20 protein-coding genes are annotated in these 20,911 nt (G+C 66.0%); 10 read left to right on the forward strand and 10 right to left on the reverse strand.

Annotated elements, in window-relative coordinates; all coding sequences use genetic code 11:
• Nucleotides 1-34 precede the first annotated feature (34 nt).
• The 8 genes from G9Q80_RS25540 to bhcA form a co-directional block, all read right to left on the reverse strand.
• A complete protein-coding gene (locus tag G9Q80_RS25540) occupies nt 35-1,069 on the reverse strand; it encodes a TRAP transporter substrate-binding protein (RefSeq protein ID WP_088716906.1) in 1,035 nt (344 codons plus the stop codon).
• 322 nt (nt 1,070-1,391) lie between these two features.
• Complete coding sequence (gene iolG, locus G9Q80_RS25545; RefSeq protein ID WP_069210374.1) at nt 1,392-2,384, reverse strand: inositol 2-dehydrogenase; 993 nt, start codon at nt 2,382-2,384, stop codon at nt 1,392-1,394.
• Nucleotides 2,385-2,570: 186 nt separating this feature from the next.
• Entirely contained in the window at nt 2,571-2,861 is a 291-nt protein-coding gene (locus tag G9Q80_RS25550; protein WP_043145410.1) for a putative quinol monooxygenase, read from the reverse strand.
• Nucleotides 2,862-2,931: 70 nt separating this feature from the next.
• Nucleotides 2,932-3,900 (reverse strand): 2-hydroxyacid dehydrogenase, encoded by a 969-nt coding sequence (locus tag G9Q80_RS25555; RefSeq protein WP_088716923.1) that lies wholly within the window; start codon nt 3,898-3,900, stop codon nt 2,932-2,934.
• Between the two features lie 120 nt (nt 3,901-4,020).
• Nucleotides 4,021-5,013, reverse strand: coding sequence for an iminosuccinate reductase BhcD (gene bhcD / locus G9Q80_RS25560; protein WP_088716907.1), 993 nt, complete (start codon nt 5,011-5,013; stop codon nt 4,021-4,023).
• Nucleotides 5,014-5,106: 93 nt separating this feature from the next.
• Nucleotides 5,107-6,270: a 3-hydroxy-D-aspartate aldolase BhcC gene (bhcC, locus tag G9Q80_RS25565; protein ID WP_074623635.1), complete on the reverse strand. Its 1,164-nt coding sequence runs from the start codon at nt 6,268-6,270 to the stop codon at nt 5,107-5,109.
• A gap of 72 nt (nt 6,271-6,342) precedes the next feature.
• The gene (gene bhcB, locus G9Q80_RS25570; protein ID WP_043145412.1) at nt 6,343-7,317 is read right to left on the reverse strand and encodes a beta-hydroxyaspartate dehydratase BhcB; all 975 of its coding nucleotides are present in this window, start codon (nt 7,315-7,317) and stop codon (nt 6,343-6,345) included.
• Nucleotides 7,318-7,327: 10 nt separating this feature from the next.
• The gene (bhcA, locus tag G9Q80_RS25575; protein WP_043145413.1) at nt 7,328-8,518 is read right to left on the reverse strand and encodes an L-aspartate--glyoxylate aminotransferase BhcA; all 1,191 of its coding nucleotides are present in this window, start codon (nt 8,516-8,518) and stop codon (nt 7,328-7,330) included.
• Nucleotides 8,519-8,696: 178 nt separating this feature from the next.
• On the opposite strand from bhcA, the gene bhcR reads away from it, so the two are divergent.
• A complete protein-coding gene (gene bhcR, locus G9Q80_RS25580) occupies nt 8,697-9,518 on the forward strand; it encodes an HTH-type transcriptional regulator BhcR (protein ID WP_069210370.1) in 822 nt (273 codons plus the stop codon).
• 111 nt (nt 9,519-9,629) lie between these two features.
• Nucleotides 9,630-10,226 carry a Hint domain-containing protein gene (locus G9Q80_RS25585; protein ID WP_088716908.1) on the forward strand — a complete coding sequence of 199 codons (597 nt, stop codon included), beginning with the start codon at nt 9,630-9,632 and terminating at the stop codon, nt 10,224-10,226.
• Nucleotides 10,227-10,231: 5 nt separating this feature from the next.
• Here the strand turns inward: G9Q80_RS25585 and kynU are convergent, their stop codons facing one another.
• Together kynU and G9Q80_RS25595 are read right to left on the reverse strand one after the other, a co-directional pair.
• Nucleotides 10,232-11,422: a kynureninase gene (gene kynU / locus G9Q80_RS25590; RefSeq protein ID WP_088716909.1), complete on the reverse strand. Its 1,191-nt coding sequence runs from the start codon at nt 11,420-11,422 to the stop codon at nt 10,232-10,234.
• Nucleotides 11,419-12,279: a tryptophan 2,3-dioxygenase gene (locus G9Q80_RS25595; protein WP_043145416.1), complete on the reverse strand. Its 861-nt coding sequence runs from the start codon at nt 12,277-12,279 to the stop codon at nt 11,419-11,421. The genes kynU and G9Q80_RS25595 overlap by 4 nt, the downstream gene beginning before the upstream one ends.
• A gap of 273 nt (nt 12,280-12,552) precedes the next feature.
• Here G9Q80_RS25595 and G9Q80_RS25600 point away from each other — a divergent pair, with 273 nt between their 5' ends.
• The 8 genes from G9Q80_RS25600 to G9Q80_RS25635 all read left to right on the forward strand — a co-directional run bounded on the left by G9Q80_RS25600 (nt 12,553) and on the right by G9Q80_RS25635 (nt 20,856).
• Nucleotides 12,553-13,878, forward strand: a complete 1,326-nt coding sequence (locus tag G9Q80_RS25600) for a serine/threonine-protein kinase (protein WP_088716910.1) — start codon at nt 12,553-12,555, stop codon at nt 13,876-13,878.
• 16 nt (nt 13,879-13,894) lie between these two features.
• On the forward strand, nt 13,895-14,788 hold the full coding sequence (locus G9Q80_RS25605; protein ID WP_232788331.1) for an FHA domain-containing protein: 894 nt from the start codon (nt 13,895-13,897) through the stop codon (nt 14,786-14,788).
• A complete protein-coding gene (locus tag G9Q80_RS25610; RefSeq protein ID WP_157903892.1) occupies nt 14,781-15,662 on the forward strand; it encodes a PP2C family protein-serine/threonine phosphatase in 882 nt (293 codons plus the stop codon). The genes G9Q80_RS25605 and G9Q80_RS25610 overlap by 8 nt, the downstream gene beginning before the upstream one ends.
• The gene (locus G9Q80_RS25615; RefSeq protein WP_088716912.1) at nt 15,659-16,774 is read left to right on the forward strand and encodes a hypothetical protein; all 1,116 of its coding nucleotides are present in this window, start codon (nt 15,659-15,661) and stop codon (nt 16,772-16,774) included. Before G9Q80_RS25610 ends, G9Q80_RS25615 begins: the two co-directional genes overlap by 4 nt.
• A gap of 47 nt (nt 16,775-16,821) precedes the next feature.
• Nucleotides 16,822-18,807, forward strand: a complete 1,986-nt coding sequence (locus G9Q80_RS25620; protein ID WP_088716913.1) for a dynamin family protein — start codon at nt 16,822-16,824, stop codon at nt 18,805-18,807.
• Nucleotides 18,804-19,661, forward strand: a complete 858-nt coding sequence (locus G9Q80_RS25625; RefSeq protein ID WP_088716914.1) for a P-loop NTPase family protein — start codon at nt 18,804-18,806, stop codon at nt 19,659-19,661. The genes G9Q80_RS25620 and G9Q80_RS25625 overlap by 4 nt, the downstream gene beginning before the upstream one ends.
• Nucleotides 19,662-19,735: 74 nt before the next feature.
• On the forward strand, nt 19,736-20,077 hold the full coding sequence (locus G9Q80_RS25630; RefSeq protein ID WP_088716915.1) for a hypothetical protein: 342 nt from the start codon (nt 19,736-19,738) through the stop codon (nt 20,075-20,077).
• Entirely contained in the window at nt 20,074-20,856 is a 783-nt protein-coding gene (locus G9Q80_RS25635; RefSeq protein ID WP_088716916.1) for a hypothetical protein, read from the forward strand. The genes G9Q80_RS25630 and G9Q80_RS25635 overlap by 4 nt, the downstream gene beginning before the upstream one ends.
• Nucleotides 20,857-20,911 lie beyond the last annotated feature (55 nt).

The following is a 20,911-nucleotide window of genomic DNA, read 5'->3' on the forward strand; positions in this document are numbered from 1 at the left end:
TGAATGACCTCCGCTTTCCCTTTTGGGAAGCGGTTTACTTTGCGTATTCCTGCATGAGGGCCTTGGCCTGGTCGATCAGTGCCTGCCCGTCGATGCCCTTGTCTGCCACATCGGCGACCCATGCATCGTAGACCGGGCGCGCAAGCTCCTCCCAGCGGGCGGCGTCCTCTGCACTGATGGTGATGATATTGTTGCCCCTGTCCACAGCGATCTGGCGCGCGGGCCCGTCGGCCGCGGCCATCGTGCCGCCGGCGAAGACCGAGAATTCCAGCCCCGAATTGTCGTCGATGACCTTTTGCAAGTCCTCGGGCAGGCTGTCATACCGCTCCTGGTTCATGGCCAGGACGAAGGTCAGGTTGTAGATCGCCGGGCCATCGAATTCGGTGTGGTTGTCGACCAGTTCAGAGACCTTCAGCGCCGCCGTCACCTCCCAGGGGATAGTGGTGCCGTTGATGACGCCCTTGGACAGGGCCTCGGGGATGGCTGTGACCGGCAGGCCGATGGGCTCCGCCCCCAGCAGCTCCAACAGCTGGTTGACCATGCGAGAGCCGCCGCGGATCTTCATCCCTTCCAGGTCGGCGGGTTCATCCACCGGGTCGGAGGTGTGCAGCATACCGGGGCCGTGCACCCAGGTGCCCAGGATCTTGACCTGCGCGAAATCCGTGTCGGCCATGTGCTCTTCGAACATCTTCCAGTAGGCGTAGGATGTCGCCTCGGCGTCATAAGTCATGAAGGGCAGTTCAAAGACCTCGGTGTGCGGAAAGCGCCCGGGGGTAAACCCGTTCACCGCCCAGACGATGTCGGCCACCCCGTCAATGGCCTGGTCGATCAGCTCGGGCGGGGTGCCGCCCAGCTGCATGGCGGGATAGCGTTCGATTTCGATCCGCCCATTCGAGTCCGCCTCGACCTTGTCGGCCCAGACATCAAGGATCAGCTTGGGCACGTTGGCCTGTGCCGGCAGGAACTGGTGCATGACCAGCGTGACGTCCTGCGCCGCCAAGGGTGCCGCCGACGTGGCCGCCACGAGTGTTCCGAAAATCGCCCCAAGGGCCGCTCTGCGCGTCTTCATCCTGACCTCCCCTTCAGAATGTACCTGGCCTCCGCCAAGACTATGCACAATTTTGCACGCGGTGCATTATATCGCAATGCATTTCCCGCCCGTGCGGTCGGTTTACGACGTCCAAGGCCTTGTGTCCACAGCCTTGAATGCCGCCCCTACAAGGGAACAGCTTCGACGTGAATTGTCCAGAATAATCCACTAGGAAACAAAATTTGCCGCGCTGAGAGCGCTCACACCTACGTGAGAGCCGGGATTTGGAGAGGAAATCTGACCGGTTTCGCGGATGTGCAAAGGAGGGGCTCGCCCGGGTTTTCCGGGCGCGCCGACAGAATCACACCAGGCTCACGGCCTTGCCAGACTGGGCCGATTCCAGTGCCGCATCCGCCAGTTGCAGGGCTTTCAGCCCATCCTCGCCCGTGGTGGGAAGGGATGTGCCCTCGTTTACCGCAGCGACGAAGGCGGCGATCTCGTTGGCATAGGCGGCCGCGTAGCGGTCCATGAAGAAATTGAGCAGCGGCGGACGACCGTATCCGCCGGTTCCGGCCACCTCAACGGTGCTTTCGTGCCGGTTCGCGGCGGCGGCCATGCCCTCGGACCCGTGCACCTCGATTCGCTGGTCATAACCGTAGGTTGCGCGACGCGAGTTGGTGATCACGCATTGCTTGCCGCTGGCGGTTTTCAGGATCACGTTGACGCTGTCGAAATCGCCCAGTTCACCGATCTCGGGATCGACCAGGACAGAGCCCTGCGCCATGACCGTCACCGGCTCTTCCCCCAACAGCCAGCGCGCCATGTCGAAGTCATGGATCGTCATGTCACGGAAAATGCCGCCCGAAACCTTGATGTAGGAGGCCGGCGGCGGGCCGGGATCGCGCGAGGTGATGACCACCATTTCGACATCGCCGATGGTTCCGTTGTCGATGGCTGCCTTGACCGACATGAAATCCGGATCGAAGCGGCGGTTGAAGCCGACCATCAGCTTGGCGCCGGTTTGCTCGACGGTGGCCAGCGCCTGTTTCACACGCTCTGCCGACAGGTCCACCGGCTTTTCGCAGAAGATCGCCTTGCCCGCGCGGGCGAATTTCTCGATCAGGTCGGCATGGGTGTCGGTGGGCGTGCAGATGGCGACCGCCTGCACATCGTCGCTTTCCGCGATCTCGTCGATGCTCCGCAACTCGCAACCATAGCGCGCGGCCATGTCGTCGGCGGCCTGCTGGAACGGTTCGGCCAGCGCGACGAATGCGGCCCCCGGCGTGGCCGAGATCGCGCGGGCATGGGCCTGGCCGATGCGGCCCGCGCCCAGAATGGCAAATCCTAGTGTCATGTCTCTCTCCCTCAAAGGGCCGCCGCGGCGCAATCCTGTGCGCCCGTGCGGTCGGCCCGATATGCCGTCGCTGCCCCCCTGTCGGTCAAGCGGCCCGCCTCGTGGATGCGTGATTTTCTATCAACTCTGAGACGGCGAGGGTCAAAACCTCTCAGCCACATGTCATTCCCTGTCACGGGTGAGGTGTCAGCGAAAGACCTCTGCAAAGGTCTGTACCGACTTCGACAGGACCAGCGGATCGCTTGCGGCATCGAAGCTGATGAAATGAGAGGTGGTCATATGCGCCTCGAAGGAGGCCCGGTCATCGTAAATCTCGTAAAGGAACACGTCTTGCGGACGCTCCGGGTCGACGCAGACGTCGAACTGGCGGCAGCCGGGTTCGTCCCGCACCGAGGCATGGGCATTCTGGCGGATCAGATCCAGAAAGGCCGTCTCGGCCCCTGGCTTGATCTCGAAACGGACGGTGACTGCGTACATGGGCGCTCCTCTTTCCGGAGCGCAGGTTAGCCCCCCTGCCCGCCTCGGTCCATGTCACAGGTCAAACCGTTCAGGCCACCCGGTCGCGCGGCGCCTGCCCAGCAAAGAAATCCTCGAGGTTGTCCAGCACGCGAAACCCCGTCTCTTCGCGCGTCTCGCGCGTGGCGCTGCCCAGGTGCGGCAGCATCACCAGGTTCGGCGCCGCCATCAGTTCGGGTGCAATCGCAGGCTCGCCCTCGAAAACATCCAGTCCCGCGCCGCCGATCCGGCCCGCCTCCAGCGCATCGGCCAGGGCGGCGGCGTCGACCACCTCGCCCCGGGCGGTGTTGATCAGGACCCCGCCGGGCCGCATGGCAGCCAGCGCTGATGCCCCGATCAGATGCCGGTTCGCCGCGCCCCCCGGGCAATGCAGCGAGATGAAGTCGCTTTCCATCAAAAGCGTGTCGAGACTGTCGACCTGCCGCGCACCGAAGCGGGCCAGCACCTCGGGCGCCACTTTCGACCGGTTCTGAACCAGCACCGTCATTCCAAAGCCGAAATGTGCCCGCTGCGCCATTTCCTGCCCGATGCGCCCGAACCCGACGATACCCAGCACTTTGCCGGAAACCCGGGTGCCCACAAGGTGGGTGGGGCGCCAGCCGGTCCATTGGCCGGCGCGCAACTCTCGTTCCCCCTCGCCCGCGCGGCGGGCCACCATCAAAAGCAGAGTCATGGCGATATCGGCGGTGCATTCGCTCAGCACGTCCGGTGTGTTGGTCACGACAATCTCCTGCCGCGCCGCCGCCTCGGTGTCGATATGGCTGAAGCCCGCGCCGTAGTTCGCCAGGATACGGGCGCGGGGCGAACCCTCGAAGACGTCAGCGCCCAAGTGGTCCGTGACCGTCGGCAACACCGCGTCATGTTCGGCAAGCGCCTTGCGCAGCGCCTCTGCCGTCATCGGTCTGTCGGCCTCGTTCAGAGTGACATCATACAGCTCGGACAGCCGCGCCTCGACCGCCGCGGGCCAACGCCGTGTCACCAGCACCTTCGGTTTGCTCATGCACTCATCCACCATCGAAAGGGCCGCGTCGCCCATGCCGTCACCCGCTGGCAGAATGCCCAACGCGCGGGGCCGGTGCCCCGGTCCCGCGCGTTTCATAATCCGCCAATAGCGAAAGGGCTAGAGGCTGACCCGCTGCGCGCTGCCCTCCTCCTCGGCGAGACGCGCGGCGACGGATGCCACGGCAAGGTCCTGCAGGCCGACGCCGGTGCCATCGAACAAGGTGATCTCGTCATCCGAGGACCGGCCAGGATGGGCGCCGTTGATAACGGCACCGATGGGCGTGATGCGATCCTCGGTCAAAAAGCCTTCAGCGATGGCGTGCTGCGCCTCTCCGATGCTGATGGATTGCGCCACCTCGTCGGTAAAGACCGTCGCTGCGGCGACAAGCGCGGCATCGACCTCCTGTTTGCCCTTGGTGTCGGTACCCATGCAGGCGATATGCGTGCCCGGCTTGATCCAGTCCTTCATCAGCAGCGGCTCGAAGGCCGAGGTGATGGTGATGATGACATCCGCCTGGGCGCCCAACTGTTCCTGTGTGACCGCCTCGAAGGGCAGGCCCAGCTCCTCGGCCACGGCGCCCAGTTTCGGCAGCATCTCGGGGTGCGGGTTCCAGGCGACGACCTTTTCGAAATCGCGCTGTTCCGCCGCTGCGCGCAGCTGGAACTGCGACTGGTGGCCTGCGCCGACCATGCCCAGCACCTTGGCATCCTTGCGCGCCAGATGCGCAATCGACACAGCCGAAGAGGCCGCCGTGCGCACTGCGGTCAGGTAGTTGCCCCCCACCAGCGCCGCCAGTTGCCCTGTGTCAGGGTCGAACAGGAACACCGTGGACTGGTGATTGGTCAGCCCCTTGTCCATGTTGCCGGGCCAGTAACCGCCGGATTTCACGCCCAGCACCTTGCCCGCCTTGTCGAACCCCGACTTGAAGCCGTAAAGCGCGTCCGCATAGCCGATTGCCTCGCGCACCACAGGGAAGTTCCAGGCATCCCCCTTGGCCATCGCGCCGAACACGGCCTCGACGGCGTCAAAGGCATCCTTGCGGCCCACCAGCCGTTCGCATTCCGCCTCGCCCACGATGACAAGGCCCTGTGTCTCGGGCATATCCTTCATCTTTCCTGTCCTTCCAGATCGGATGTGAGGCGCCGGGACAGGGCCCGGCGCTCTTGTCGTTGCATCGGGCCGGGCCCCTGCCCGGCCACGGCCTCAGTAGGCCCGGCCGCGTGCCGAGACGGGCCAAAGCGCCTCGACCTTGCCGTTGCGCACACCGACGTACCAGTCATGCACGTTGGCGGTGGGATCGCAGTGACCCGGCACCAGCTTCAGCTTGTCGCCGACTTTCAGAACACCCTTCGGGTCGGCGATGACGCCGTGTTCGTCCGAGCATTTGACGTATTCCACGTCGTCGCGGCCAAAGATCACCGGCAGGCCGCTGTCGACGGACTGCGCCTTGAGGCCCGCGTCGCAGATCGCCTTGTCCGCCTTTGCGTGGCTCATGACCTGGGTCAGGATGAAAAACGCGTTCTCCCATTCGCCCTGGTCGATACGCTTGCCGTCCTTGTCCAGGATGCGGCCATAGTCCGCGTCCATGAAGGCGTAGGAGCCGCACTGAAGCTCGTTGTAGACGCCCGAATTCGACTCGAAGTAGTAGGAGCCGGTGCCGCCGCCGGAGACGAGTTCACATTCGATCCCCTCGGCCTTCAGGCCCTCGACCGCGTCCTTGACCATCGCGATGGCGACGTCGAGTTTCTCCTTGCGGGCCTCGTAGCTGTCGAGGTGCTGCATGGCGCCCTGGTAGGCCTGGATGCCAGTAAACTTCAGTCCCTCTGCGGCCTCGATCGCCTTGGCGATCTTCACCACGTCCTCTGTCGTGGTCACGCCGCAGCGGCCCGCGCCACAGTCGATTTCCACGAAACACTCGATCTGGGTGCCGTGCTTCTGTGCCGCCTCGGACAGTTCGGCGACGTTGTCGATGTCATCGACGCAGACGATGGTGCGCGCGCCCAGCTTGGGCAGGCGGGCCAGGCGGTCGATCTTTTGCGGGTCACGCACCTGGTTCGACACAAGCACGTCCTTGATGCCGCCACGGGCAAAGACCTCGGCCTCGCTGACCTTCTGGCAGCAGACACCGACGGCACCGCCCAGTTCCTCTTGCAGCTTGGCCACGTCCACGGACTTGTGCATCTTGCCATGCACGCGGTGGCGCATCCCGTGCGCCTTGGCGTAGTCGCCCATCTTCTTGATGTTGCGCTCCAGCGCATCCAGATCCAGCACGAGGCACGGGGTCTGGATGTCCGCCTCGTCCATGCCGATGGCCGCCGGGATGTCAAAGCCGACTTCGTAGTCGTCGAGGTTGGTCACGTCTTTCATGGGGAAACTCCCTTGTCTTGAGGTGGCGGGGCAAGCCCCGCCCTACATTGCGTTACGCGGCGGGACCGGGACTTAACCCAACGTCCACGGCAACCTGTCCAGATCGACGTTGCCGCCGGTGATGATGACGCCCACGCGCTTGCCCCGGAACAGATCGGGGTTCTTCAGGATCGCGGCCAGCGGCACGGCGCTCGACGGTTCCATGACGACCCGCAGGTATTTCCAGGTCAGCTTCATCGCGTCGACGATCTCCTGCTCGGAGACTGTCGGCACATCGGTCACGAAGTTGGACACGAAATGCCAGGTGTTCTCCTTCAGCGGCACCTTGAGACCATCGGCGATGGTCTCCGGCGCGTCATCGGCGATGATGTGCCCGGCCCTGAAGCTGCGCGCGGCGTCGTCGGCCTGTTCCGGCTCGGCGGCGTAGATCTTTACCTCGGGGGCGAGGTTCGACAGGGTCAGGCAGGTGCCGGAGATCATCCCGCCGCCGCCGATGGGTGCGACAACCGCATCCACGCCGCCGGTCTGTTCCAGCATTTCCGCCGAACAGGTCGCCTGCCCGCAGATCACCCGCGGGTCGTTGTAGGGATGCACGAATTCGCCGCCCGTCGCCGCCTGCACCTCGGCAAAGACCGCCTCGCGCGAGCTGGTCGAGGGCTCGCATTCGGTGATCGTGCCGCCGTAGCGGCGCACGGCGTCCTTCTTGGCCTGCGGCGCGGTGCGCGGCATGACCACGTTGCAGGGGATGCCCCGCCGTCCCGCCGCGTAGCTGAGCGACAAGGCATGGTTACCCGAACTGTGGGTGCAGACGCCGCGCTGCGCCGCCTCCTCCGAGAGGCCGAAGACCGCGTTGCAGGCCCCGCGCACCTTGAAGGCGCCTGCCTCCTGGAAGTTCTCGCACTTGAAGAACAGCTCTGCGCCGGTCAGGTCGTTCAGGTACTGCGACTGCAGCACCGGGGTGCGGTTGATATGGGGCCGGATGCGCTCATGCGCGGTGCGCATGTCCTCGATGGTCAGCGCTTCGGCCAGGGTCATCGCGTCAAGCATCTTTGCCTCCTCAGGCTGCGGATTTCAGCGCCGCAACGCGGCTGGTCCGGTAATATTCCTGCGCGGCGGCGACGCCGCTGCCCAGGGTAATCGGGTAGTTCAGGTCGGCCATCGCCATCTCGATCGTGGCAAGACCGGACAGAACCATGACGTCGGTCAGGCTGCCCAGGTGGCCGATACGGAAGGCCTTGCCGTCCAGTTGACCGAGGCCCACGCCAAAGGACACCTTGTAGGCGCGGTAGGCGTGATCGGTCAGCGCATTGCTGTCGAACCCCTCGGGGACATAGACCGCGCTCACTGTATCAGAATAAAGGTCCGGCGACTTGGCGACCAGCTTCATGCCCCAGGCGTCGACGGCGCGGCGCACGCCCTCGGCCAGGCGGAAATGGCGCGCATAGACGTTCTCCAGCCCTTCTTCAAAGAGCATGTCGAGGCTTTCGCGCAACCCGTAGATCAGCTGCAGCGGCGGCGTGTAGGGGAAACCGCCCGTCGCATTCGCCTTCATCATGTCGCGGAAATCGAAGAAGGTGCGCGACAGGCCGGCGGTTTCGATGGCTGCCAGCGCCTTGGGCGAAACGCAGAGGATCGCCATGCCGGTGGGCAGCATGAACCCCTTTTGCGAGCCGCTGACGGCGATATCCACGCCCCAGGCGTCGAACTCGAAGGGCATCGAGGCCAGCGAGCTGACGCAATCGACAAAGAGCATCGCCGGGTGATCGGCCCCGTCCAGCGCGCGACGGACGGCGGCGATGTCCGAGCGGACGCCGGTCGCCGTTTCGTTGTGCGTGGTCAGGACGGCCTTGATCTCATGCGCCGTATCGGCGGCCAGGATCTCGGCGAACTTGTCGGCAGGCACGCCCTCTCCCCAAGGGGTTTCGACGATCTGGACGTCAAGGCCGTGCCGCTGGCAGAGATCGATCCACTTGTTCGAAAAGACGCCGTAGCGACCGACAAGGATCTTGTCGCCGGGGCTCAGCGTGTTGGTGACCGCCGCTTCCCAGCCGCCGGTGCCGCTGGCGGGAAAGGTGATGATCTTGCCTTCAGTCGAACCGAAGACCTTTTTCGTGTCTTCCAGCACGGGGGCAAAGGTGTCGACGAAATCCGGCGCGCGGTGATCGCGGGTCTGGATCTGGATCGCACGACGCAGGCGGTCGGGCATGTTGGTCGGGCCGGGGATGAAAACCGGGTTCTGGTCGGTCATGGCGTGGTCTCCTTCTTGTCACCCAATATCCGCCAAGCCCCCGAGTCGTGCAATTTTCTTGAAAAGCTTTTTCATTTCTGGAACAGTCATCACAAGCACATGAAATTGAATGATATTCAGTTTCTCATTTTCCACCTTCGCAAATGCAGCGAAAAACTTTTTCGAAAGGTGAACGCACATGAACAGCCCCAAACGCCCCCGCGGCCGCCCCAAGTCCGCCTTCAAGGAAAGCTCTGCCGGAACGCTGCAGGCGCTGGACCGTGCGCTTGGCGTGCTGACGGCCCTGGCCCGGGATGAAGGCACGACCCTGTCCGATCTCTCGCGCGAGATCGACATTCCCACCGCCACCACGCACCGCATCCTGACGACGCTGGAAAACCACCGTTTCGTGACCTTCGACGAGGAACGCCAGGAATGGGCCGTGGGGATAGAGGCCTGGCGCACCGGCACCGCCTTTCTGAAACGCAACAGCGTGGTCGAGGTCGGCCGCCCGGTCATGCGCCGCCTGATGAAGGAAACCGGCGAGACGGCAAACCTGGCGGTCCCAGACGGTCTCGAGGTGGTCTTTGTCGGCCAGGTCGAGACCCCGAACCCGATCCGGGCTTTCTTTCCGCCGGGCACACGGACAGCCATGCATGCCTCGGGCATCGGCAAGGCGATCCTGGCCGCGATGCGCCCTCAGGCGCAGCAGCGATTGATCGAGGACATGGACTTGACGCCCTTCACCGCCAGCACTCATGTCACCCTGTCGGGGCTGACCGCCGACCTGCACAGCATCGCCGCGCGCGGCTGGTCGCATGACCGCGAGGAACGGCACGCCGGCATGTCCTGTATCGGGGCCGCGATCCTGAACGACCAGGGCGAGCCCTGCGCCGGGATTTCCGTCTCTGGTCCCACGGTCAGGTTCAGCGGCGAAGGCATCGCGGACCTGGGCCGCCGCGTGGCCGAGGCCGCCCAAGAGATCACCGACCTGTCCGGCGGCGCGATGCGCGACGTCTGATCCTTCGAATCCGGATCAAATTCTGCACGTTTCGCGAGGTCGCGTTGGCCAAATCTCCACCTCTCGGGCCGAGGCTGCGGTCATTGCATCACGCCTCGGGTCGGGGAACCAATGGAACGCAGCGCCTTTCCTGCTGGGCTGGACATTCTGTCGGCAGAGCCTGTCTCGCCGCCCGACAGCGTCCCGGCGCCGCCTGTCGCCGTCGGCGGCCTGCTCATCGGCGCGCGGATCAAGACGCTGCGCGGCCATGTACGGATCGAAGGTCTGCGCCCGGGAGACAGGGTACTGACCCGCGACAACGGCTATCAGGTTCTGCGCGGCTGCCTGCGGATCCGGCCCGAAACGGCGCAGGGGCACGCGGCGCCGGTGCGCCTGCGCAAAGGAACGCTTGGACGTGGCACACCGGATCGCGCCTTGCGCGCGGCCCCGGCCCAGAGGCTGCTGATCGGCGGACCGGCACAGGACCAGCGCGAGCTTCTGGTCGAGGCTTCGCGCCTCTGCACCCTGCCCGGCATTGCGCGTCTGTCCGGCCCCGGTGCTGGGTTCATCCAACTGCTGTTCGACCGGCATGAACTGGTCATGGCAGATGGCGCCTGGTCGGAAAGCCTGCCACCTCCGGGCAGCGCATCCTCCGACCTGGCCCGTTCGGTGATCCGGGATCGCGACCTGCGCACCCTCTTCCTTGGCAGACAGCGTGGCGCGGGCTGACCGGCTCAGGTCACGCGGGACTTTACCTGGTACTTCGGATCGCGCCAGGTCTCGTTGCCCAGCACATCTTCCATCACGTCGACGGCGGCCACCACGTCGCCCTCATCGATGTAAAGCGGGGTAAAGCCGAAGCGCATGATGTCGGGCGCGCGGAAATCGCCGATCACGCCCCGGTCGATCAGCGCCTGCATGGCGGCATAGCCTTCCTCAAAGGCGAAAGAGACCTGCGACCCGCGTTGACCGGCCTCGCGCGGAGAGGCGAGTTTCAGCATCGGACAACGCGCCTCGACCTCGGCGATGAACCTCTCGCAAAGCGCGACGGATGCAGCGCGCAATTCGCCCATCTCGACCCCGTCCCAGGCATCCAGCGCCGCGTCCAGCACCGCCAGTTGCAGGATCGGCGGCGTGCCCACCCGCAGGCGTTCGGTGGACATGGCCGGACGATAGCCCGGTTCCATCGCGAACGGCGCGGCATGACCCAGCCAGCCCGACAGCGCCGGCTCGACATTCTCCACGATGTCCGGGCGGGCATATATGAAGGCCGGCGCCCCCGGCCCGCCGTTGAGATACTTGTAGCTGCAGCCCACGGCGAATTCGGCATTGCAGGCGGTCACGTCCACGGGCACCGCCCCGGCACTATGCGCCAGGTCCCAGATCATCACCGCACCCGCCGCATGGGCGCGTTCGGTGATGGCCTTCATGTCGTGCATCCGACCGGACCGGTAATCCACCTGCGTCAGCATGACCACGGCCACCTCCTCGGTGATCGCCCCGGCCACGTCTTCGGGCGCGGGCGTGCGCAGTTCATACCCTTTGTCGATGGTGCCGATCAGCCCCTGCGCCATGTAGAGATCGCTTGGGAAGTTGCCCGCGTCCGACAGGATCACGCGCCGATCCGGGGTCATCTTCAGCGCCGCGGCCAGTGCCTGGTAGACCTTGATCGACAGCGTGTCGCCCGTGGCCACGGATCCGGCAGGTGCGCCGATCAACCCGCCGATCCTGTCGCCGACCTTCGCCGGCAGCGCCATCCACTCGGCAGTGTTCCAGGCGCGGATCAGCTCCTGCCCCCATTCGCGGGTCATGACCTCCTGCACGCGCTCGGTCGCTCCTTTCGGCAGCGGTCCAAGGGAGTTGCCGTCGAGATAGATCACGCCCTCGGGCAGGTCGAACAGGTCCTTGCGGGGCAAAGTGGTCATAGCTCTCCTCTCAGGTGCCAGAGTTCAGGGAACAGTTCGACGCTCAGCATCCGGCGCAGGTAGGCCACGCCAGAGGTGCCCCCGGTGCCGCGCTTGAACCCGATCACCCGCTCCACCGTTGTGACATGGTTGAACCGCCAGCGGCGGAAGTAATCCTCGAGGTCGACCAGCTTTTCCGCCAGCTCATAAAGCGTCCAGTAGCGGTCGATGTCTTCATAGACCACTTTCCAGCGCGCCTGGATCTCGTCGCGGGCGGCATGCGGGCTGTCGAGTTGCGGCGCCGGCATGGCGCCTTCGTCCCCATCGACGGTGCGGAAAAGCAGCGCGACAACCTCGTCGTAGAAACTGGGCCGGGCCAGTTCCGCCTCCAGCGCAGCACGCACCTGCGGAAGGTGCTCGTGCGGCTGCATCATGTGGGTGTTCCGGTTGCCCAGGATGTATTCGATCATCCGGTACTGGTAGGACTGGAACCCCGACGACGGGCCCAGCGCCTCGCGGAACCGGGTGTAATCGGCGGGCGTCATCGTGCGCAGCACATCCCACTGGTTGTTCAGCTGTTCGAAGATCCGGCTGACCCGCGCCAGCATCTTGAACATTTTGGGCGTGTCCCCGGTCAGCAAGGCATCCCGCGCCGCCCCAAGTTCGTGAATGGCCAGCTTCATCCAGAGTTCCGATGTCTGGTGCTGGATGATGAACAGCAACTCGTCATGCGCTCCACTCAGGCAATGCTGCTGGTCCAGCAGAGCGTCGATATGCAGGTAGTCGCCATAGGACATGGCGTCGGCAAATCCCATCTTCGCGCCATCACTGGACGGGTCGAAGGCGGTGTCGGGGTCTTGATCGCTGGATGTGCTCATTTCCGCGCCACTTTTCGCCAGATCGTGAACCTTGGCAAGACGGCATGACGCGGGGGCACGGCAGGACAGGGCCGGCATCGCGCGGGGCGAGTGCTTCGCGAACTGTCGCAATTACTTATAAAGATTGAACTTCCTTCGATCCAAGGGACGCATTTTCGTCCCAATTCAGACACCGCCCGGCCCGCAACGGCTGATGATTTCGGGTTTGAACGCACCCTGCACCGCATCCGGCCCCGCCCGCAGCCTGTCCCGTTCGAACAGGAGTATCGAGGTATGACAGTCCAGTCGCAAATTCCGGTTTTCGAACCCGCCGAGACCCTAGGCGACGGTCTGCCGCCGGGCGCGACCCTGTGCAACGGGCAATACACCATCGACACCTACCTGAATTCCGGCGGCTTCGGCATCACCTACCAGGCCCGCGACAGCCTGGGGCGCCGTGTCGTCATCAAGGAATGTTTCCCCAACGCCATCTGCTGCCGCCGGGGCGAAGACGTCCGCCTGCGGTCGAAAAGCTACGACATGGACTTCACCCGCGCGGTCGAGCTATTTCAGAAGGAGGCGCGCGCGCTGGCGCACCTGCAGCATCCCAATATCGTCGGGGTGCATCAGATCTTCGAGGCCAACTTCACCGCCTACATGGCGCTGGATTTCGTCGAGGGAACGGACCTCTTCGACCTGCTGGACCAGCACCCTGACGCGCTGACGCCCGAGGCGGTGCGCGAACTGGCGGTTCTGCTCTTGCAGGCGCTCAGCTACGTCCACCGCAACGGCATCCTCCACCGCGACATTTCCCCGGACAACATCCTGCTGGACACGATGGGCACGCCGGTTCTGATCGATTTCGGGGCCGCGCGGCAAAGCGCGACACAGGCCAGCCGCGTGCTGTCGCGGGTGCACACGGTCAAGGACGGCTATTCCCCGCAGGAATTCTACATCGCCGGCAGCGCACAATCCCGGTCCAGTGATCTCTATGCCCTGGCGGCGACCTTCGTCCACCTGATCGAAGGCAGCCCGCCGCCAAACAGCAGCCTGCGGTTGGCGGCAGTGGCCGAACAGCGGCCCGATCCTTTCCGCCCGCTGTCCGGACGCTTTCCCCAACACGACCCACGCCTGTTGGCGGCGATCGACCGCTGTCTGAACCTGTTTTCCAAGGACCGGTTGCAAAGCGCCGACGAATGGCTGGATGTGCTGGCAGGGCGGCGCCCGTCGCTCCTTGCCCCCGCTGCCCCGACACAGGCGCCAGAGCCATGCGTCGCCGCCCCGCCCGTCGACCCGGAGATCGAGTCGAAGATCGCCGAAATGGTGGCCAGCAACCATGCCGCCATCGCCGAGGACGGCGACGCGCGCAGCGCCCCGGTCAAGCGCGCGCCCCGTCCCGATCCCGAAGAGGCAAAGCGCGCCGCGGAACGCGCGTACTGGGCGATCCTGAACGAGGACCCCGCCGACTGGGTCAGTGAAGCCGAACCGGAACCGCCGGAAGAGGAGGCCGCGGAAGAAGAATTGGCCCCGCCGCCACCGCGCCGCCGCCGCTTTTCGCTGAGCGCAATTCTATCCTGGTCCGGCAGAGGTCGGCGGCAGGCGCTGGAAACGAACCTATGAGGAAAGGGTGAAGGACATGCAGGGTATCAAGAACCTGATCGCGCGGAGACGCCCGGTATCCGATCCCGCGCTGGACACGCCTCCGCAGGATGCGCCCGCGCGCGACCCCTGGGATGATCTTGCCGGGCGCATGGCGGCCGAACAGGACCCGCGAAACTGCGACATCGACAGTGCCCGCGCCGCACGCAACCATGTGCCCCGCCCGGAACGACCCCAACCGTCGCCGCGACAGGAATGGGCCGCGCCCGCGGCGCCCGATGCCGTGGATCTGCCCCCGCTCGACCTGGACGCGGCCGCCGCCGCAAGCCCCAGGATCTGGGACCTGGAACCGGACAACACGGAAGCCCCCGCCCCACCGTCGTCCCCCGGCCCCGAATCCTCGGCGCTGGCGCGCAGCGCCTCCGCGATGGGTACAGAGCCTCAAGATGCGCCAAGGCCCAGTTCGCAGCGGGTCAAGACACGGCTGCTGGGATTCCACGCCGAGCCCGCCGGTCCGGACCCGATGGCCGCCCCCGCCGCAAGTGCGCCGGGCGCCGAACCCTTCTTCCCCATCGGCTGGATCGTCGTGATCGAAGGACCGGGCCGCGGTGCCAGCTTTACGCTGACCGCGGGCCTGTCGACCGTGGGGCGCGATCCGGACCAGACCGTAACCCTGGATTTCGGCGACAGTGCCATTTCCCGCGACCGACACCTGGCCATCGCCTACGACGAGGATGACAACCGCAGTTATATCGGCCACGGCGGCAAGGCCAATATCGTGCGCCTGAACGACAAGCCCCTGCTCAGCACCGAGGAATTGCACGACGGCGACACCATCCGCATCGGCAAGACCCTGCTGCGCTTCGTGGCCTTCTGCGGCGAGGGCATGTCCTGGGCCGGCCCTGAAGATGGGGCGCAGGACAATGGCTGAGCTGGCCACCGACGCGGCCTCGGGCCAGTTCCTCGGGCTGCGCAGCCGGCAGGAGGACGCGCTGATCGCGCAGTTTCCCGAGGGCGGCTTGCCCGGGCTGGCCGTGCTGTCGGACGGCATGGGTGGTCATGATGACGGCGACCTCGCAAGCCGCATCCTTGTCAGCGAGATGTTCGCCGAGCTGTACCTGGCCGCGGCCCGCGCCACCTCAGAGGGCGATCCCGGATTTCGCACCGCGCTGGACAGCGCCAACGCCCGCCTGAAACAGCATATCGACGCGGAGTGCATCAGCGCCGACACCGGCGGGACACTCGTGGCCCTGCGCTTGGACGCCGCCGGGCTGCGCTGGCTTTCCGTCGGGGACAGCCCGCTGTACCTGTTTCGAGACGGCGCATTGCGACGACTGAACGTGCTGCATTCGATGGGCGCGCAGCTGGATCTCATGTCGGAACGCGGCGCGATCACGCCCGAGGCCGCCCGTACCCATCCCCACCGCCATTGCCTGACCTCCGCCGTCACCGGCCAGAGCGTGCCCCTAGTCGATTGCCCGGCAGAGGCGCTGGCGCTGGAACCCGGGGATATCGTCCTGTTGGCCAGCGACGGACTGAACGTGCTCGACGAAGGCGAAATCGCGCAGATCCTGCGGCGGCGCCCAGCGACAGAGAGCGCCGCTTTGACCCGCGCCCTGCTGGCTGCGGTCGAGGCCAAGAAAGCGGACCAGCAGGACAATGTCTCTCTGGTCGTGATCCGCATGCTCCTATGTCCCCGCACGGAGCTTTCGCGCCGCGCCAGATCTTTCGCCGTGAAATGGCCCCGGCTCGGGATGGACGGGCTGGCGGGACTGGTGCCGCTCAAGCGGAGAGCCGGACAATGACCGATGCCGATCATGCCCAAACCCTCGCCGGGCTGCGGGCCCTCTGCGCCGATGCCCGCCTGTCCGCGAAGGCCCGCGCAAGTTGCGCTGCCCTGGCCGAGAAACTGGCGGCGCCGGTGCGCATCGGCATTCTTGGCCTGCCCGGGACCGGAAAGCGCAGGATCCTGGCGGCCCTGGGCGGGCTGCCCCCCGAGTTGGCACAACAAACCTTGCCAACGCTGGAGCTGCAACCCGGTGCAGCCCCGGGGACCAGAGCCATGCTACCCGACGGCCGCCGGATCGAGGCCGAGGGCCTGCCCGCACCCGATCTCCTTGCCCAGGCGCCCGTGTTCCTACAGATCACATCCCCCGATCCGGCCCTGTCGCGACGACGCCTCTTGATGGTTGTCACCGACACCAGCGCGGCAGACCTGCGCGCCGGCCTGTCTTGGGCCGCGCCGCGCGTCGACCTTTCCCTCTGGTGTTCGCAGGACTGGAGAGATTTCGAACGTGAACTCTGGCAGGCGGCCCCGGAGCGGCTGCACAATCACGCGCTGCTGGTCTTGACTGGCAAGCAATCGCCTGCCGCAGCCGCAGGCGCGGACTTCGACGGGCAGCTCAAGGTCGACCCCGCCACCGCCGATGGGCTGGCCCCGCTGATCGCGCATCTTGACCAGGTGATCCGGGACGCCAGCCAGCAGGACCTCCACGCAGCCCAGATGCTCTTGCATCGTTACGGTGCCCCTACGCCCCCTGGACCGGCTGCAGCGATCAAACCGACGGCACAGGTCATTCCGCATCCCGCAGTTCTCCCGCCGGAGGCCGCGCGCGACCTTGCCCGGGTCTTTCACGCGGTCCGCGACACGGCCAACGACCTTGCCACGACCCTTGAGGGCGAGTCCGACGAAGATGCACTCTTCGACGCTTTTGAAGAGGCCTTCGCCTTGCTGGCCGACAAGGCCGCCGGGGCCGACAGCCTGCAGGAACATCTGCCCGACCTCGTCGCGCGGTTCGACGAGGCCCAGGACCTCGCCCTGCTGCTGCGGATCGAGGGCGGCGCCGAGCAACTGGCCGATGCCGCGCAATTGCTGCTGCAGGTCCGGCAGGATGTCGAGCAGCACATGGCCGCCTGACGGCCGGAAAAGGTCCCGCAAGAGGATACACAGGTGAGACAAGACGCATGACACAGGTTTCGACGGACCCGAACGCAACGCCGCCCAGGGCCTTTGACGGTTTTTCCGACCTTGCCGAACGGCTGGCCGATCTGGACCTGCGATTTTCCGAAATGGCGCAATGCGGCGAGGAGAGCATCGCCCATCTGGCCCGCGACTACCGCCGCCAGATCCGTGCATTCGAACCCTCGGTAACCTTCATCGGGCAGGTCAAGGCAGGCAAGACCACGCTGGTGAACGCGCTCACCGGCTGGCCGGACCTGCTGCCCGCGGATGTGAACCCCTGGACCTCGGTCGTGACCTCGCTGCACATGTCGCCGCAGCTGAAACCGCAGGACCGCCGCGCCGCCTTCCGGTTCTTTACCAACGAGGAATGGGACCACCTGATCCGCCAGGGTGGCCGCGTCGGCGAAATCGCCGCCCGGGCCGGGGCGGACACCGAGCTGGAAAAGGTCCGCGCGCAACTGGACGAGATGCGCGAGAAATCCAAGGCACGGCTGGGGCGCAAGTTCCAGATGCTGTTGGGCCAGACCCATGACTACGACACCTTCGACCAGGAGCTGATCCAGCGCTACGTCTGCCTTGGCGACGATTTCTGGGAAGAAGCGGACGGCAGCCCCGACCAGGGCCGGTTTGCCGACATCACCAAGTCCGCGGACCTCTGGTTCCCCGGGCCGGACCTGCCCCTGGGCCTGTGCATCCGCGACACGCCAGGCGTCAACGACACCTTCATGATCCGCGAACAGATCACCATCAACGCCCTGCGCGGCAGCCGGCTTTGCGTGATGGTCCTGTCGGCGCAACAGGCGCTTTCCTCCGTCGACCTGGGCCTGATCCGGCTGATCTCGAACGTGAAATCGCGCGATGTCATCATCTTCGTGAACCGGATCGACGAACTCGCCGACCCGGTCAGCGCCGTTCCGGAAATCCACGCCAGCATCCTCGCCACCCTGCGCCGGTTCGATGGTCCGCAGGAGGCCGAGATCATCTTCGGCTCCGGCTACTGGGGTCATCACGCCGTTGCGGGCCGCCTTGACGACCTGGGCAGCGACAGCGCCGAGGCGCTGGTCAGCTGGGCCGAGGCACATGTCACCGGCGCACTGGCCCATCTGCCTCCGCAAGAGATCATCTGGCAGCTTTCCGGCCTGCCCGCCCTTGGCGACGCCATTGCCCAGCGGGTCGAACAGGGGGTGGGCGCCCGCCTTGAACAGACGTTGAAGGTGGCGCTCGACAACCTGCAGACAGGCAAGGACATCAGCGTGCCCCGAGACGGGTCCGGCAGGTTCGAACCGCGGCAGCCGACGATGGCCGCGCCGGACATTGCGCACCAGCTCGACCGGATCGAGGACCGCGCCTGCGCGGCGCTCGAGTCCCACCTGGCCCGGATGCACGAAGCCTTTGCCAACCGGTCCGACAATGCGCGCCGCGCCTTCCTTGGACGGGCCACCGGGTCCCTGGTCAAGCACCTCGAACACTACGGCGAAGGCGAGGTCTGGACCTACGATCCCTCCGGGCTTCGGATGCTGTTGCGCAGCGCCTACAAGGTCTTTGTCCAGGGTGCGGGCAAGGCCGGGACAGAGGTCCTGGCCGGGGCGGCCGAGGACATCGGCGCGCTCTACCGGACGGCCTTCGCGCTGGAAACCGACGGACCCGCGATCAAACCGCCGCCGCTGCCCTCGGCCCCCGCACCGATCAGTCTTGGCCAGACCATCGCACTGGACCTGCGGGGCAGCTGGTGGGCGCAGTTCTGGCGGCGTCAACGCGGCTACCACGCCTTTGCCGATGACTTCTCGCGCCTGATCCACGAGGAAACGAAACCCGTGGTCGAGGCCCTGCACCACCAGTGCGCCGCCCCATTCTCGCAAGAGCTGCGCAACACGCTGACCGGGTTCATCCAGGGTCAGCGCGACATCCTGACCGGCCTGACCCAGGACAGCGCCGTGTCCCCACAGGCCACAGCCCCCATGAACCGACTGCAGAGGTCCGCATCATGACAGACGATCGTCCAACCGACCCGAGCGCCCGCAAGCCGCGCGTTGCCCTGATGGGTGAATTCAGCGCGGGCAAGAGCACCCTGGCCAACCTTCTGCTGGGGCAGAACAGCTCTCCGGTGCAGGTCACGGCCACGCAGCTGCCGCCGGTCTGGTATCAACTGGGCGCCCCCGGTGCCCAGCGCGTCGGTACGGACGGCAGTGCAACGCCCCTGCCCGCCGAGGACTGGACAGCGGTATCGCCCGAGGACACCCGGATGATCCTGGCCCGGCTGGACGCGGATATTCTGCAGGCCTGTGACCTGATCGACCTGCCCGGAACCTCGGACCCGAACATGGCTCCGGATTTCTGGGATGCCTTCCTGCCCAAGGTCGACCTGGCGATCTGGTGCACCCCCGCCAACCAGGCCTGGCGCCAGTCCGAGGCCGCGCTCTGGGAACAGGTGCCGCCGCAGCTCTGGACAAAGAGCCTGCTGCTGATCACCCGCATCGACAAGATGCAAGGAGAGCGGGACCGGGCGCGCGTCGTCGCGCGGGTCCGGTCCGAGGCCGGGGCCCTGTTCCGTGACGTCCTGCCGATTTCGCTGACCGGCGCGCTGGCGGGCCGCGACAATGACGAAGTGCTGGAGGCGACCGGCGCCGCCGCCCTGGTGCGCTTTCTCTGCCACGCGCTCGAGGGGCTGGAGCCACCTGCCCCGGTTCAGGCTCCGCGCCGTGCCACACCAAGATCGGCGACCATACGGACCGCGCCCCCGCCTTCTGCCGGTGCCGGGACCGAGCCAAGGATCGTACCGCGCCGGATCACACGCAGGAAATCGCCGGACGCCCGGCCAAGGCCGGAACATCGTCAAGCCTGATCCCTGGAACACCTCCCGAGGTAAGGCGACCTTAACCCCACAGGGGTCATGACAGGGGCAGCAGAGGCTACCCAATGACCCGTGACGATCTTGCCAGGTTCCGTGCCGGTTTCGCCCATTGCGAACTGGTCATGCTCGCCGACACCGCGGCGGGCACCGTCCTGACGTTCGACAGCGCGATCCACCAGGGACAGGAACGCCTGGACGATCTCTGCGCCACGGCCTGCGCCCTCTTTCGTTCAGACTTGCCTGCCCGCGGCATGGCCGTCCAGAGTGGCCCTCGGGGCAGCCGATTGTTCCTGCAAATGCCCCGCGACCCGACCGAGGTGATCGGTGCGGTCCTCGGCCCCCGGGCCGACCTGCCCGCGATCTGTGTAGCGGCGGGGCGCCTTGGCGATACGGAAAACATGACATGACCGAGCATCCTTCGATTGCGACCATCCTGTCCCGGGCTGCGGCCCTGGGCACCGAAAGCCAGGACCTCGCCGCCGCTACAGCCGAAGAGGCGCGGGGTTTTGTCCTGGACGCGATCGCCGCCTGCATCGCCCCGCGTGAACTGACGATCCTCGACGGGGGCAAACCCCTGTTGCGGCTGGAGGCGGCGGCAGGACAGCTGTCGCGTTTGCTCGACCTGCCGGACACCGCCCCGGCGGAGGCGCGGGCGCTGTCGGGCCAGCCTCTGACGATCAAGGAACTGGACGCCGTGGCCCGTGCCCTTGCCCGGTTGCTGCCCGGCGACCAGCGGTTGCAATGCAGGTCCACCCCGCCCGCGCAGCCGCCCGATCCCGCACACCCCGGCATTGGCGTTGATGCGCTCCTTCGGCAGCTTGGGCTGATCCCGCCGGACAGGGCGATCCAGGACCGTTGGGCCTATCTTCTCGACGCCGCGGAGGAGGTACTGATCGCCATCGCGGACCCGGGACAGGCCCCCCGGCAGATTTGCCCCGACCGCCCCATGACCGCAACGCTGGAACGGCAGTTGCAGGCCCTTCTGGCCCCATCGGCGCCCGGGATCAACCTGCTGGACAAAAATGAGATTCTCTTCTTCACCCTCAAAAGCGATCCCGATATGGCCATCGGGTTGACACAGGACGGCCCCGCCCCCCGCGCCTTTGTCATCGAGGCCGGGGCAATGGCGGAGGTCGCTGCCTTCTGGGCCAGCCTCTCGCATGTTCCGGTGGCTGGCGCCCCCTGAAAACCGCTTCTGACAAAGCCGGCTGGCACGGTCGCGGCACGCTCCCGCCGCCCCG

This window comes from Mameliella sp. LZ-28 (genome assembly GCF_012274245.1).
In the GTDB taxonomy this organism is placed as follows: domain Bacteria; phylum Pseudomonadota; class Alphaproteobacteria; order Rhodobacterales; family Rhodobacteraceae; genus Antarctobacter; species Antarctobacter albus.

Bases quoted from the DNA above. Each gene is read 5' to 3' on its own strand.
- G9Q80_RS25585 (WP_088716908.1), top strand. From the start codon at position 9,630: ATGGAACGCAGCGCCTTTCCTGCTGGGCTGGACATTCTGTCGGCAGAG.
- iolG (WP_069210374.1), bottom strand. From the start codon at position 2,384: ATGACACTAGGATTTGCCATTCTGGGCGCGGGCCGCATCGGCCAGGCC.
- bhcA (WP_043145413.1), bottom strand. From the start codon at position 8,518: ATGACCGACCAGAACCCGGTTTTCATCCCCGGCCCGACCAACATGCCC.
- bhcC (WP_074623635.1), bottom strand. From the start codon at position 6,270: ATGAAAGACGTGACCAACCTCGACGACTACGAAGTCGGCTTTGACATC.
- G9Q80_RS25625 (WP_088716914.1), top strand. From the start codon at position 18,804: ATGACAGACGATCGTCCAACCGACCCGAGCGCCCGCAAGCCGCGCGTT.
- G9Q80_RS25635 (WP_088716916.1), top strand. From the start codon at position 20,074: ATGACCGAGCATCCTTCGATTGCGACCATCCTGTCCCGGGCTGCGGCC.
- G9Q80_RS25610 (WP_157903892.1), top strand. From the start codon at position 14,781: ATGGCTGAGCTGGCCACCGACGCGGCCTCGGGCCAGTTCCTCGGGCTG.
- G9Q80_RS25600 (WP_088716910.1), top strand. From the start codon at position 12,553: ATGACAGTCCAGTCGCAAATTCCGGTTTTCGAACCCGCCGAGACCCTA.
- G9Q80_RS25555 (WP_088716923.1), bottom strand. From the start codon at position 3,900: ATGAGCAAACCGAAGGTGCTGGTGACACGGCGTTGGCCCGCGGCGGTC.
- G9Q80_RS25630 (WP_088716915.1), top strand. From the start codon at position 19,736: ATGACCCGTGACGATCTTGCCAGGTTCCGTGCCGGTTTCGCCCATTGC.
- bhcR (WP_069210370.1), top strand. From the start codon at position 8,697: ATGAACAGCCCCAAACGCCCCCGCGGCCGCCCCAAGTCCGCCTTCAAG.
- G9Q80_RS25620 (WP_088716913.1), top strand. From the start codon at position 16,822: ATGACACAGGTTTCGACGGACCCGAACGCAACGCCGCCCAGGGCCTTT.
- bhcD (WP_088716907.1), bottom strand. From the start codon at position 5,013: ATGAAGGATATGCCCGAGACACAGGGCCTTGTCATCGTGGGCGAGGCG.
- kynU (WP_088716909.1), bottom strand. From the start codon at position 11,422: ATGACCACTTTGCCCCGCAAGGACCTGTTCGACCTGCCCGAGGGCGTG.
- G9Q80_RS25605 (WP_232788331.1), top strand. From the start codon at position 13,895: ATGCAGGGTATCAAGAACCTGATCGCGCGGAGACGCCCGGTATCCGAT.
- G9Q80_RS25550 (WP_043145410.1), bottom strand. From the start codon at position 2,861: ATGTACGCAGTCACCGTCCGTTTCGAGATCAAGCCAGGGGCCGAGACG.
- G9Q80_RS25540 (WP_088716906.1), bottom strand. From the start codon at position 1,069: ATGAAGACGCGCAGAGCGGCCCTTGGGGCGATTTTCGGAACACTCGTG.
- bhcB (WP_043145412.1), bottom strand. From the start codon at position 7,317: ATGCTTGACGCGATGACCCTGGCCGAAGCGCTGACCATCGAGGACATG.
- G9Q80_RS25595 (WP_043145416.1), bottom strand. From the start codon at position 12,279: ATGAGCACATCCAGCGATCAAGACCCCGACACCGCCTTCGACCCGTCC.
- G9Q80_RS25615 (WP_088716912.1), top strand. From the start codon at position 15,659: ATGACCGATGCCGATCATGCCCAAACCCTCGCCGGGCTGCGGGCCCTC.